12 protein-coding genes are annotated in these 12,337 nt (G+C 72.4%); all 12 read right to left on the minus strand.

Annotation, left to right across the window (positions count from 1 at the left end; translation table 11 throughout):
• Positions 1–6: 6 nt before the first annotated feature.
• Positions 7–855: an LpxI family protein gene (locus ACFOY6_RS04220; protein ID WP_367604195.1), complete on the minus strand. Its 849-nt coding sequence runs from the start codon at positions 853–855 to the stop codon at positions 7–9.
• Positions 856–906: 51 nt separating this feature from the next.
• Positions 907–1,788, minus strand: a complete 882-nt coding sequence (gene lpxA, locus ACFOY6_RS04225; RefSeq protein ID WP_379649124.1) for an acyl-ACP--UDP-N-acetylglucosamine O-acyltransferase — start codon at positions 1,786–1,788, stop codon at positions 907–909.
• Positions 1,789–1,792: 4 nt separating this feature from the next.
• On the minus strand, positions 1,793–2,284 hold the full coding sequence (gene fabZ / locus ACFOY6_RS04230; protein ID WP_109515071.1) for a 3-hydroxyacyl-ACP dehydratase FabZ: 492 nt from the start codon (positions 2,282–2,284) through the stop codon (positions 1,793–1,795).
• Positions 2,285–2,289: 5 nt separating this feature from the next.
• Positions 2,290–3,396, minus strand: coding sequence for a UDP-3-O-(3-hydroxymyristoyl)glucosamine N-acyltransferase (lpxD, locus tag ACFOY6_RS04235; protein ID WP_109515070.1), 1,107 nt, complete (start codon positions 3,394–3,396; stop codon positions 2,290–2,292).
• Positions 3,397–3,401: 5 nt separating this feature from the next.
• A complete protein-coding gene (locus ACFOY6_RS04240) occupies positions 3,402–4,163 on the minus strand; it encodes an OmpH family outer membrane protein (protein ID WP_109515069.1) in 762 nt (253 codons plus the stop codon).
• A 26-nt stretch (positions 4,164–4,189) separates the two neighbouring features.
• On the minus strand, positions 4,190–6,517 hold the full coding sequence (bamA, locus tag ACFOY6_RS04245) for an outer membrane protein assembly factor BamA (RefSeq protein ID WP_379649127.1): 2,328 nt from the start codon (positions 6,515–6,517) through the stop codon (positions 4,190–4,192).
• A 219-nt stretch (positions 6,518–6,736) separates the two neighbouring features.
• A complete protein-coding gene (gene rseP, locus ACFOY6_RS04250; protein ID WP_379649209.1) occupies positions 6,737–7,840 on the minus strand; it encodes an RIP metalloprotease RseP in 1,104 nt (367 codons plus the stop codon).
• Between the two features lie 111 nt (positions 7,841–7,951).
• The gene (gene dxr, locus ACFOY6_RS04255) at positions 7,952–9,139 is read right to left on the minus strand and encodes a 1-deoxy-D-xylulose-5-phosphate reductoisomerase (protein ID WP_379649129.1); all 1,188 of its coding nucleotides are present in this window, start codon (positions 9,137–9,139) and stop codon (positions 7,952–7,954) included.
• Positions 9,130–9,999, minus strand: a complete 870-nt coding sequence (locus tag ACFOY6_RS04260; RefSeq protein ID WP_379649131.1) for a phosphatidate cytidylyltransferase — start codon at positions 9,997–9,999, stop codon at positions 9,130–9,132. Before ACFOY6_RS04260 ends, dxr begins: the two co-directional genes overlap by 10 nt.
• 3 nt (positions 10,000–10,002) lie before the next feature.
• Positions 10,003–10,794: an isoprenyl transferase gene (locus ACFOY6_RS04265; protein WP_379634938.1), complete on the minus strand. Its 792-nt coding sequence runs from the start codon at positions 10,792–10,794 to the stop codon at positions 10,003–10,005.
• A gap of 25 nt (positions 10,795–10,819) precedes the next feature.
• Positions 10,820–11,392 carry a ribosome recycling factor gene (gene frr / locus ACFOY6_RS04270; RefSeq protein WP_379649132.1) on the minus strand — a complete coding sequence of 191 codons (573 nt, stop codon included), beginning with the start codon at positions 11,390–11,392 and terminating at the stop codon, positions 10,820–10,822.
• A gap of 22 nt (positions 11,393–11,414) precedes the next feature.
• Complete coding sequence (gene pyrH, locus ACFOY6_RS04275; protein ID WP_379649134.1) at positions 11,415–12,134, minus strand: UMP kinase; 720 nt, start codon at positions 12,132–12,134, stop codon at positions 11,415–11,417.
• Positions 12,135–12,337 lie beyond the last annotated feature (203 nt).

The following is a 12,337-nucleotide window of genomic DNA, read 5'->3' on the forward strand; positions in this document are numbered from 1 at the left end:
TCCCTGTCAGGAGATGGTTTCGGACCAGGCTTCGTGCGACGGGTCGATGGCCAGCAGGAACAGTCCGGCCGCCTCGGCCGCCGCGGCGGTCGCCGCACGGTCGACGATGATGGTGCCGTTCGCCTCGATGGCAATACCGCGCAGGCCGGCGGCGGCGGCATTGGCCACCGTGTCCGGCCCGATGGTGGGCAGGTCCACCCTCCGGTCCTGGCCCGGCTTCAGGATCTTCACCAGCACGCCGCCCGGCCCCTCGCGCCGCAGCGTGCCGGCGCGGGCCAGCATGGCGTCGGTGCCCTCGATCGCCTCGACGGCCAGCACCAGCCCCTGCTGCACCACCGCCCCCTGCCCCACATCGACGGCGCCGAGCGCCCGCACCACGGCGAGGCCGCGGCGGATGTCGCGCCGGGCATCCTCGTCCGGCAGATGGGTGGTCAGGGCAGTGGGGTCGCGCACCAGCAAGTCCTCCAGCACGGCATAGGCTTCCATCGGGTTGAAGCCCTCCTCGCGCAGCACGCGCAGCACGGCGGTCAGCAGCGAATCGTCGCCGCCGAAGGCACGCATGCCGATGCGCGGCAGCATCCTCGCCGCCCCCGCATCCGGCCGCAGCGCGAAGAAGCTGGGGCGGGAGACGCGGCCGGCCAGCACCAGGTCGCGCGCCCCGGCGGCGCGCAGCCACTCCAGCATGCGGCCGGCGGCGCCGAGGCGGCAGACGATGTGCGGATAGGCCGCATAGTCGCGCGGTTCGCCGAAGCCTTCCAGCACCACCACATGCGGCACGCGGCCGGCGGCGGCGGCGGCGGCGGCGGCGCGCTGCGGCAGCAGCCCGCCGCCGACGATCATCCCGAGCGGCGGCATTCCAGTCCGCGGCATGACGGGCGAAGACACCGGCTCAGGCCCCGGCGCCTGTCACGCCGCGGCCTCGGCGCCTTCCTCCTCATCCAGCAGCTCGCGGCCGGCGCGGCAGAGGCCGCGGCGGCTGTCGGCGCGGATGAAGGCCAGGATCTCCTGCACCACCGGGTCCTCGCCGAAGCTGGCCTCGGTGATGTCCACGCGGTCCTGGAAGACGCCGGCGGTGCGGAACAGGCTGCGGTAGGCGGCGCGCAGCGTGTGGATCTGGCTGCGCGGGAAGCCGCGGCGCTTGAGGCCGATCAGGTTCAGCCCGGTCAGCCGGGCGCGGTTGCCCATGACGGCGCCGAAGGGGATGATGTCCGCCTCCACGCCGCTCATGCCGCCCACCACCACCTGCCGGCCGATGCGGACGAACTGGTGGATGGCCGCGCCGCCGCCGACGAACACCGTGTCGGCGATCTCGACATGCCCGCCCAGCATCACGTTGTTGGCGAGGATGACGTGGTGGTCCAGCGTGCAGTCATGCCCGACATGGGCGTTGACCATCAGCAGGCAATCCGCGCCCACGGTGGTGATGCCATGGCCGCCGATGCTGCCGCGGTGCACGGTGGCGTGCTCGCGGATCATGGTGCGGGCGCCGATGACCACGCGGGTGGGCTCGCCCCTGTACTTCAGGTCCTGCGGCGCCAGGCCGATGGTGGCGAAGGGACTGACCAGCACCTTCTCGCCGATCTCGGCATGGCCCTCGACGATGACATGGGAGGTGAGCACCACGCCTTCGGCCAGCACGGCGTCCGGCCCGACGGTGCACCACGGCCCGATGCGGCAGCCTGCGCCGATGCGCGCGCCCGGCGCGACGATGGCGGTGGGGTGGATCTCGGCGGTGGGGTGGATCGGGTCGGGGGCTGTGTTGTCTGTCTGCGTCACGCGATCGAGCATCCGCTCAGCGGTCCATGATCATCGCGGCGTAGCTGGCTTCCGCCACGGCGACGCCATCGACGCGCGCCACGGCGTTGAACTTCCAGACATTGCCGCGCTGACGGTCCTTGTTGATGTGAATCCGCAGCTGGTCTCCCGGCACCACGGGGCGGCGGAACTTGGCGTTCTCGATGCTCATGAAATAGACGATCTTGCCATGCGCGCTGGGGCCGAGCGTCTCGACCACCAGCACGGCGGCGGTCTGCGCCATCGCCTCGATGATCAGCACGCCCGGCATCACCGGATGGCTCGGGAAGTGGCCCTGGAAGAACGGCTCGTTGATGGTGACGTTCTTGATGCCGATGGCACTCTCGCCCAGCTTCATCTCCACCATACGGTCGAGCAGCAGGAAAGGATACCGGTGCGGAATGGCGCGCATGATGCGCGCGATGTCGCAGGTCTCCAGATTCTGCTTGTGCGCCGCCTCGTCCGAGGCCGGCTGTTCTTGCTGGTCCATGCCGATCAGTCCGTATGTCCTGGCCGCCCTGCTGGCGGCCCCTTCTGTTCTGCCGTTTCCCGGGCGGTGGCCGCGGCGGAGCCGGTTCCCTTACGGGCACCCAATTTCCGCAGGTAGAGCGCGGCCCGCAAGGCATCCTTCACCGGCATCGCGGGGGAACCGGTCACATCCTGCCCAGGCGGCACGTCGCTCTGGACGCCGGCCTGGGCGCCGATGCGCGCCTTGCTGCCGATGGTCAGGTGCCCGGTCAGCCCGGCCTGGCCGGCGATGGTCACGTAGTCGCCCAGCCGGGTGGAGCCGGAGATTCCGACCTGCGCGACGATGACGCAGCCACGGCCGGTGCTCACGTTGTGGCCGATCTGCACCAGATTGTCGAGCCGCGTGCCGGGGCCGAGCACCGTGTCGCCCAGCGCGCCGCGGTCGACGCAGGCATTGGCGCCGATCTCCACCTCGTCGCCCAGCCGCACGCGGCCGAGCTGCGGGATGGTGACGTAGCGGCCCTCCGGCGTCGGCGTGAAGCCGAAGCCCTCCTGCCCCACCCGCGCGCCGTGGTGCAGCGTGACGCGGTGGCCGGCGATGCAGCAGATGGCGCTGGCATGGGCATGGATGCGCGCATCGTCGCCGAAGACGCAGCCGGGGCCGATCACGGCATGGGGCCCGACATAGGCGCGCGCGCCCAGCACCGCGCCGGCGCCGATCACGGCGTAGGGCCCGACCTCGCTGCCCTCCCCCAGCACGGCGTCGGCGGCGACGACGGCGGTGGGGTGGATGCCGGGCAGCGGCGCGGGCGCCGGGTGGAACAGCGCCGCCACGCGGGCGAAGGCCAGGTGGGGCGCCGGCGAGGGCAGCGCCACGCAGCCTTCCGGCACCTGGCCGGCCAGGTCCGGCGGCAGGATGACGGCGCCCGCCCGGCTCTCGCGCAGCGCGGCCAGGTGGCGGCGGCCGTCGAGGAAGGCGATCTGCGCCGGCCCCGCCTCGTGCAGCGGCGCCACATCCTCGAAGAGGCGCGCCGCATCGGCGCCGAGACTGCCTTCCGGCAGTCCCGCCACCGCGGCGATCCGGTCCAGGCGGTGCGGGCCGGTGCCCGCGTGGAAGCGCGGGTCAGCCGCCATCGCGCTCAGTTCCGCCGCGGCGCCTGCTGGCCCTGGCCCTGCTGGGCCGGACGGGCCGCCGCGGGAGCGGGCGCCGGGGCATCCTCCGCCGCCAGCGTCACCGACTTCAGCACCTTGTTGAGCTGGGTGGAGACCTCGCCCGTCAGGTCGAAGGGCGGCTCGTTGTAGATGACCACGGCGCGCGGCAGCACCATGTTCACCTTGCGGCTGGCCGAGACCTGGCGGATCACCACCGCCAGCGCCTGCTCGATCTCCTGCAGCGCCTGCTGCGCCGCCTGCTCGATGTTGCGGCTGCGGTCGCGGAAGATGCGCTGGCTGTCCGTCACCCGCTCCTGCAGGTCGCGCTCCTTGGTGCGCAGCTCCTCGGGCGAGAGGCTGGCGCGCTGGTTGACGAGCTGCTGCTGCTCCTCGCGCCAGCGGGTCTGCTCACGCTGCAGGTCGTCGTTCAGCTTCTGGCGCCGCTTCTCGATCTCCTCGCGCACCTTGTTGAAGGCGGTGGAGTTGCGCTGCACCTCGGGCACGTCGACGATGCCGATGACGGCATTCGGCGGCGGCTCGCCGGGCGGCAGCGGCGCCGGGTTGGGCTGCACGGCGCGCTGCGCGGGGCGCTGCTGCGGCGCCTGGGCCGGGCGCTGGGCAGGCTGCTGCTGCTGCGCCTGGTTGGGAGGAACGAACCACTCCTGCTGCTGGGCCATCGCCACCCCGCCCGAGAGCAGGGTGGAGGACATCAGGGCCATCGCAAGCGCTGCGGAGACGCGTCGCGCCATGTTCGGGAAACTCCGTCGTATTAGGCTCAGAAGCGCGTGCCGAAGCCGAAGCGGAAGACCTGCGTCTCGTCGTAGGACTTCTTCACCAGGGCCTGCGCCAGGTCGATGTTGATCAGACCGAACGGGCTGCGCCACGAGATGCCGACGCCCGCGCCCACGCGGGGGGACGAGTCATCGACGATGTTGGGGGCGGAATCGATGCCGGTGAGCGAGCCGACATCGACGAAGGCGCGGCCGAGCAGGCCAAGCTCGGACGGCACCGGGAGCGGGAAGCGCATCTCGGTGGTCTGCGTCCAGATGGTGCGGCCGCCAAGGGCATCCTGCGTGCTGGTGTCGCGCGGGCCGGCGCCGGCGACGGCGAAGCCGCGGAGGTTCTCGCCGCCGAGGAAGAAGCGGTCGATGATCCGCTCATCCTTGTCGCGCCCGCCATAGCTGAACATGTGGCCGACGCCGGCGGAGATGGCGAGCACGTAGTCCGGGTCGCCCAGCAGCCGCTCGAAGGGCACGTAGTAGGTGCCGTCGAGGCGCGTGCGCAGGTAGTTCACGTCGCCGCCGAGGCCGGCCAGGTCGGTGCCCAGGCGCAGCACGTAGCCGTCGCGCGGGTCGAGGCGGGAATCGCGCGTGTCGTAGGTCAGCGTCTGGCCGATCTGCGACAGGACGGTGACGCCCTTCTGCTCCTGGATGTAGATCGAGGCGTCGTCCAGCACGTTGAACACGTTGCGGCGCGACAGGGTGTAGGACCAGGACTGGCGCAGCCGCTCGTTGAACTCGTAGCCGGCGCGCAGGCTGAAGCCGGCGCGGCGCTCCTCGTAGCCCGAATAGTCGGTCAGGTCGCGCACCACGTAGAACAGGTCGACGCCGACGGCGAGGTTGCGGTCCATGAAGGACGGGTCGGTGACGGAGAGGTCCACCTGGCTGCGGCGCTGCGCCAGGGTGGTGTTCACCCGCGCGTCGATGCCGGTGCCGAGGATGTTGCGCTCGCGCAGGCCGAGATCGGCCAGGGCGCCCGCATCGGTGGAGTAGCCGCCGCCGATCGAGATCTCGCCCGTGGCGCGCTCGACGACATTGGTGTTCAGGTTCACCTGGTCCGGCGTGGCGCCGGGCACCGGGTTGATCTGCACGTCCTGGAAATAGCCCAGGTCGCGGATGCGCTGGCGCGAGCGGCGCACCTGCGCGGCGTTGAAGGCATCCCCCTCGGCGATGCGGAACTCGCGGCGGATGACGCGGTCCTGCGTGCGGGTGTTGCCGGTGATGTCGATGCGGTTGACGTAGACGCGCTGGCCTTCCTTCACCTCGAAGACCAGGTCCACCTTGCGGCCCTGGCGGTCGCGCGTCACGCGCGGCTCCACCTCGACGAAGGGCGCGCCGGCGAGGTTGGCCTCGTCGGTCAGGGTCTGCACCATGCGCTCGACGGCGTCGCCATCGTACCGGTCACCGGGCGAGATCTCCATCACGCGCTGCAGGCGCTCGGCGGTGACGTTGCGCAGGGCGGAGGTGATCTCCACCTTGCCGACGCTGTAACGCGGGCCTTCGTTGATGGTGTAGGTGACGAAGAAGCCGCTGCGGTCCGGCGCCAGCTCGGCGGTGGCGCCGGTGACGTTCACGTCGGCGTAGCCCTGGCGCTGGTAGTAGCGGCGCAGCAGCTCGCGGTCGAAGTTCAGCCGCTCCGGCTCATAGGTGTCGGAGGAGCTGAAGGGGCGGTACCAGGCCGCCTCGCGCGAGGAGACGATCTCCTTCAGCCGGCTGTCGGAGAAGTTCTCGTTGCCAACGAAGTTGATGCGGCTGATCAGCGCCGCGTCGCCCTCGGTGATCTCGAAGACGAGGTCCACCCGGTTCTGGTCGCGCTCGATCACCTTGGGCTCGACGCGCGCGGCGAAGCGGCCGCGGCGGGCGTAGAGCTCCAGCAGGCGCTGGCGGTCCGCCTGGGCGGCGGCGGGGGTGAACACGGCGCGCGGGCGCAGCTGCACCTCGGGGCGCAGCGTGTCGTCCGAGAGCTTGCTGTTCCCCTCGAACGCCACCTGGTTGACGATCGGGTTCTCCTGCACCCGCACCACCACCCGGTCGCCCTGGCGGCCGATCTGCACGTCGCGGAACAGGCCGGTGGCGAAGAGGGTGCGGAGGCTGCGGTCCAGCCGGTCGGAGTCGAAGGCGTCCCCCGGCTGCACCAGCATGTAGGAGCGGACGGTATCCGCCTCGATGCGCTGATTCCCCTCCACGTCGATCTGGCGGATGACGCCGTTGGCGGGCTGGGCCGCGGCGGCGGCGCCGCGCCTTGGCTGCGCCACCGCCTCGGGCGGGAGCAGCACGGGCACGAGGCAGGTGGCGGCGAGCAGGAGGGCGCGGGTAGCGTGCAAAGGTCGGATCCGGGCCGGTTGAAGGGGGCCAAGGGAAAACCGCCGAAAACGGGGCGTCTCGGGCCGCGGGAGACTAGCGGGGAACAGCGCGCCCCGCCACCCCCACTTGCCCATCGGCCGTTCAGGAAGTTTCAGCAGCCACCCCAAGGCCTTACCGGCCGAGGCATCAACATCGCCTGAGCCGGGCGGGGAAGGAGGACCCCTCCCCCGCCTGTCCGGTCAGCCCACCAGCCCGCTCACCCAGCGCACCACGCCGAGGCTCGAGAGGTCGTTGAAGGTGGCGAAGATGAACAGCGCGATGAGCAGCGCGAAGCCGGCGCGGAAGCCGTACTCGATCGCGCGCGGCGGCAGCGGCCGGCCGCGGATGGCCTCGGCGGCGTAGAACAGCAGGTGACCGCCATCCAGCACCGGGATGGGGAAGAGGTTGATCAGCGCCAGGTTGACCGAGAGGATGGCCATGAAGGAGACCAGGCTGGCGATGCCGAGCTGCGCCACCTGGCCCGAGATCTGCGCGATGCGCAGCGGCCCGCCCAGCTCCTCCGTGCCGCGCTGGCCGGCGATCATCTGCCACAGCCCGGCCAGGGTCTGCACCGTCACGTCCCAGGTCTGGGCGATGCCGGCGGCCAGGGCGCTGAAGGGGTTGAGGCGGTTGAACTCCGGCGCCCCGCCGGAGATGCCGAGCACGCCCACCGTCGCCTCGCCCGCGGCGCGGCTGTCCGGCGTGGCGCGCAGCGCCTGCTCCTGGCCGCCGCGCTGGATGCGGATCTCCACCGGCTGGCCGGCGCGCGGCTGGATATGCGCCTGGATCTGCTCGAAGCGGCTGACGGCCGCGCCGTCGAGGCTGAGGATGCGGTCGCCGGGCAGCAGGCCGGCGCGGGCGGCGGCGCTGTTCTCCACCACCGTGCCGACCGTGGCGGTGGGCTGGGGCTGCCCCACCGTCATGTAGAGGCCGGCGAACAGCGCGGCCGCCAGCAGGAAATTGGCCACCGGCCCGGCGGCGACGACGATGGCGCGGTCGCGCACCGGCTTGTCGTGGAAGGTCTCGCCCTGGCGCCAGCGGGCGCGCTGCTCCGGCGTCGCGTCGTCCGGCCCCTCCTGGCCGTGCAGCTTCACGAAGCCGCCCAGCGGCAGCCAGGCGATGCGCCACTCGCAGCCGCGCCGGTCCACCCACTGGCGGATCGGCCGGCCGAAGCCGATGGAGAACACCTCCACATGCACGCCGCGCCAGCGGGCGGCGAGGTAGTGGCCCAGCTCATGGATGAAGACGAGCACGCCCAGCACCAGGATGAAGGCGATGATGGAGCGGAAGGGCTCAGGCAGCATGTCCAAGGTCGCGTCTCCGGCCGAGGCGGGCAGCGCCGCGGCTTGCCGAGGGGGGTGCCGGGCCGGCGGGCCGGCGGCACGAAGTCATGCCGCGCGCCGCGCCGGGCGGGTTCAGGCGGCGCGGCGGGCGGCGCGCGCCAGGGCATCCTGCCGTGCCGCGGCGTCCAGCGCCAGGACGGCGGGAATATCGGGGATCGGGGGGGCGCCCAGCGCCGCCAGCGTCTCCTCCACCACGGCGGCGATGTCGAGGAAGCCGAGACGGCGCTGCAGGAACAGGCCGACGGCCGCCTCGTTCGCGGCATTCAGAATGGTGGGGGCCCCGGCCCCGGCCCGCAAGGCCTCCCGCGCCAGGCGCAGCGCCGGAAAGCGCACCGGGTCGGGGGCGAAGAACTCCAGCCGCGCCAGGGCGGCGAGGTCGAGGCGCGGCACATCCACCGCCATCCGCGCCGGCCAGGCCAGGGCGTGGGCGATGGGGGTGCGCATGTCCGGCGAGCCGAGCTGCGCCAGGATCGAGCCGTCGCAATACTGCACCATGCCGTGCACCGCCGATTGCGGGTGCACCAGCACGGCCAGCTTCGCCTCCGGCACGGGGAAGAGCCGCGCCGCCTCGATCAGCTCCAGCCCCTTGTTCATCATGGTGGCCGAATCGATGCTGATCTTGGCGCCCATCGACCAGACGGGGTGGCGCAGCGCCTGCTCGGGCGTCACCTGCGCCATGCGCTCCAGCGGCATCTCGCGGAACGGCCCGCCCGAGGCCGTGAGCACGATCTGCTCGATCGCCGACGGGTCGCGCGTGTCGAGCGCCTGGAAGATGGCGTTGTGCTCGGAATCGACCGGCAGCAGGGTGGCGCCGCTGGCCCGCGCGGCGGCCAGCACGAGGTCGCCGGCGCAGACCAGCGCCTCCTTGTTGGCCAGCGCCAGCGTGCCGCCATGGGACAGGGCGGCCAGGGTGGGCTCCAGCCCGGCGGCGCCGACGATGGCGGCCATGGTCCAGTCCGCCGGCCGCGCGGCCGCCTCCAGCACCGCCTGCGGCCCGGCGGCCGTGGCGATGCCGCTGCCCTCCAGCAGCCGCGCCAGCTCGGGGCCCGCTGCCGCGTCGGCCAGCACGGCGATCTGCGGGCGCAGCCGCAGCGCCTGCGCGGCCAGCCCCGCGGCATCCCGCCCCGCGACCAGCGCGACGACGGGGAAGCGCCCCGGCTCCGCCGCCTCCAGCAGCGCCACGGTGCTGCGGCCGACCGAGCCGGTGCTGCCCAGGATGGTGACGCTGCGCGGGGCCGAGGCGCCGGGGATCACCGCCACAGGGGCACCCCGTAGCCGACGCCGAAGGCCAGCAGGGCGGCGACCGGCGCGGCCGCCAGCAGCCCGTCCAGCCGGTCCAGCAGCCCGCCATGCCCGGGGATCAGCATCGAGGAATCCTTCACCTTGAAGTGGCGCTTCACCGCGCTTTCCAGCAGGTCGCCGAGCTGGGTGGCGATGCCGAGCAGGGCGGCCACGATCAGCACCTTGGCGACGTCCGGGTTGCCGGGGGCCAGCCAGTCGGCCGCCAGCCAGCCGATGCCCATGCTGCTGAGCAGCCCGCCCGCCGCGCCCGACCAGGTCTTGCCCGGCGAGATGGCCGGCGCCAGCTTCGGCCCGCCGATCAGCCGGCCGACCAGATAGGCGCCGATGTCGCTGGCCCAGACCACCAGGAACAGGAACAGCACGTTGCCGCGCCCGGCGTCATTGTCGTGCCGCAGCTCGATCAGGGCGATGCCGGCGATGCCGATGTAGAGCACCCCGGCCGCCAGCCAGAGCGCGGGCGGCGGCGGCGTGCGCCGGCGCAGACGCGGCGCGCCGATCCAGGTGCCGAGGAAGCCGGCGAAAAGGCAGGCCAGCGCCGGCACCGTCAGCCCGAACACCGAGAGGGCGCAGGCGACGAACACCGCCGCCGGCACCGCGACGCCCGGCCAGGCACGGCTGCGCAGGCCGCAGAGCCGCACCCACTCCCAGGTGAGCAGGGCGATGGCGACGGTCATCAGCGCCGTCCAGGGCACCGCGCCGAGCCAGATGCACAGCACCGCCCCCGGCCCCAGCACGGCGGCGGAGAGGGCGCGCTTCTTCAGGTCCCGCCAGCGCTTGGCGGAATCGGCGGCGGGGGAGGTCGCGGGCGGCTGGGCCATGCCTCAGCCGGCGCCCACGCCGAAGCGCCGCGAGCGGCGGCGGTACTCGGCCAGGGCCTCCTGGAGATGCGTGGCCTGGAAGTCCGGCCACAGCACGTCGAGGAAGACGAACTCGGCATAGGCCGACTGCCAGAGCAGGAAGTTGGACAGGCGCTGCTCGCCCGAGGTGCGGATGATCAGGTCCGGGTCCGGCATGCCATGGGTGGAGAGGCGGGCCTCCAGCGCGGCGGCGTCGATCGCCTCCGGGTCGATCCGGCCGGCGGCCGCTTCCCGCGCCAGGGCGCGGGCGGCGGCGGCGATCTCGGCCCGCGCGCCGTAGGAGAGCGCCACGGTCAGGTTCAGCCGGGTGTTGTGCGCCGTGGCGGCCTCGGCGTCGGCGATGGCCGCCATCATCTCAGGCCCGAAGCGTTCCCGCTCGCCGATGACGCGCAGCCGCACGCCGTTCTTCGCCAGCGCGCCGACCTCGTGGCGCAAATAGAGGCGCAGCAGGCCGGTGAGGTCGCGCACCTCGTCGGCCGAGCGCTGCCAGTTCTCGGAGGAGAAGGCGAACAGGGTGAGCCAGGGCAGCCCCGCCTCCCCCGCCGCCCGGACGGCACGGCGCACCGCCTCCACCCCCGCCTTGTGGCCAAGCGCCCGCGGCAGGCCCCGTGCCTGCGCCCAGCGGCGGTTGCCGTCCATGATGAGGCCCACATGGAGGGGCCCACCCTGGGGACCAGCCGTCTGGGAGGAAGGGGTCTCCGCCAGCGCCGCCACGGCGCCGCTGGCCAGAGTCTGGTTGAGAGGCGCCGCGCTCATGCTGCCACGCTGTTCCAGGACGTCCTCAGACCGCCTTGATGTCCTTTTCCTTCTCGGCGAGCAGCTCGTCGACCTTCTTGATCATCTGGTCGGTCAGCTTCTGCACCTCGTCGGACCACTTCGCCGCCTCGTCCTTGCCGATCTCGGACTTCTTCTCCCAGCCCTTGATCTGCTCGTTGCCGTCGCGCCGCACGCCGCGCACCGCCACCTTGGCGGCCTCGGCATACTTGGCCGCCTGCTTGGCCAGCTCGTTGCGCCGCTCCTGCGTCAGCGGCGGCAGCGGCACGCGGATCACCTGGCCCTCGGCCTGCGGGTTCAGCCCGAGGCCGGAATCGCGGATGGCCACCTCCACCGCCTTGGCGGCCTGGCGGTCCCACACCTGCACGGAGAGCATCGAGGGGCCGGAGACGGAGACATTGGCCACCTGGTTCAGCGGCTGGTTGGAGCCATAGACCTCGACGCGGATCGGCTCCAGCAGCGCCGGCGAGGCGCGGCCGGTGCGCAGGCCGGAGAATTCCTTCCTCAGCGACTCCATCGCGCCGTCCATGCGGCGGGCCAGGTCCTGTTTCAGCGTGCTCAGATCGGCAGGTGCGGCCATGGCGCGGGCCTCCTTCTCTCTCTTATTGGTCCACGACGGTGGTGAAGCGGCCCTCGCCCTGCATCACGGCGGTGAAGGCACCCTGCTCGTGGATGTTGAAGACGATGATCGGCAGCTTGTTCTCGCGCGCCAGGCTGATCGCGGCGGCGTCCATCACCGCCAGGTCGCGCGCCAGCATGTCGAGGTAGGTGAGCGTGACGTAGCGCTCGGCATTCGGGTTCTTGCGCGGGTCGGCGGAATAGACGCCATCGACCTGCGTGCCCTTGAACAGGGCGTCGCAGCGCATCTCGGCGGCGCGCAGCGCGGCGGCGGTGTCGGTGGTGAAGAAGGGGTTGCCCGAGCCGGCGGCGAAGATCACCACCCGCCCCTTCTCCATGTGCCGCTCCGCCCGGCGGCGGATGAAGGGCTCGCAGACGCTGCTCATCGGGATGGCGGACTGCACGCGGGTGGGCACCCCGGCCCGCTCCAGCGCGCTCTGCATGGCCAGCGCGTTCATCACGGTGGCCAGCATGCCCATGCTGTCCGCCTGCGCGCGCTCCATGCCGGAGGAGGCGCCGGCCACGCCGCGGAAGATGTTGCCACCCCCCACCACCACGCAGACCTCGACCCCGAGCGCCACCACGCCCTTGATGTCCTGGGCGATGGCGCGGACCGTGGCGTTGTCCAGCCCGTAGTCGCGCGTCCCCATCAGCGCCTCGCCCGAGAGCTTCAGCAGGACACGCTTGTAGATCGGGCTCGACATCGGTTCGATTCCAGCATCAGGGGGCAGGGTGCGCAGGAGCGCGGCACGATAGGCAGCGGGCCGGTGCGCGGCAAGCACACGGCATCGGGAGTGTGGCACTTCCCGGCCGCTCCGGCGGGAAATCGCACATCCCGCGCGGCTGGCGCCGCAGCGGTATGCGGATGCGGAAAGGCGGGAGCGACGGCCGCATGGCCGTGCCCCCG

Source organism: Teichococcus aestuarii, assembly GCF_042651065.1.
GTDB lineage: Bacteria > Pseudomonadota > Alphaproteobacteria > Acetobacterales > Acetobacteraceae > Pseudoroseomonas > Pseudoroseomonas aestuarii.

Bases quoted from the DNA above. Each gene is read 5' to 3' on its own strand.
- rseP (WP_379649209.1), bottom strand. From the start codon at position 7,840: ATGCTGCCTGAGCCCTTCCGCTCCATCATCGCCTTCATCCTGGTGCTG.
- ACFOY6_RS04265 (WP_379634938.1), bottom strand. From the start codon at position 10,794: ATGAGCGCGGCGCCTCTCAACCAGACTCTGGCCAGCGGCGCCGTGGCG.
- ACFOY6_RS04260 (WP_379649131.1), bottom strand. From the start codon at position 9,999: ATGGCCCAGCCGCCCGCGACCTCCCCCGCCGCCGATTCCGCCAAGCGC.
- lpxA (WP_379649124.1), bottom strand. From the start codon at position 1,788: ATGCTCGATCGCGTGACGCAGACAGACAACACAGCCCCCGACCCGATC.
- fabZ (WP_109515071.1), bottom strand. From the start codon at position 2,284: ATGGACCAGCAAGAACAGCCGGCCTCGGACGAGGCGGCGCACAAGCAG.
- lpxD (WP_109515070.1), bottom strand. From the start codon at position 3,396: ATGGCGGCTGACCCGCGCTTCCACGCGGGCACCGGCCCGCACCGCCTG.
- ACFOY6_RS04220 (WP_367604195.1), bottom strand. From the start codon at position 855: ATGCCGCCGCTCGGGATGATCGTCGGCGGCGGGCTGCTGCCGCAGCGC.
- ACFOY6_RS04240 (WP_109515069.1), bottom strand. From the start codon at position 4,163: ATGGCGCGACGCGTCTCCGCAGCGCTTGCGATGGCCCTGATGTCCTCC.
- frr (WP_379649132.1), bottom strand. From the start codon at position 11,392: ATGGCCGCACCTGCCGATCTGAGCACGCTGAAACAGGACCTGGCCCGC.
- pyrH (WP_379649134.1), bottom strand. From the start codon at position 12,134: ATGTCGAGCCCGATCTACAAGCGTGTCCTGCTGAAGCTCTCGGGCGAG.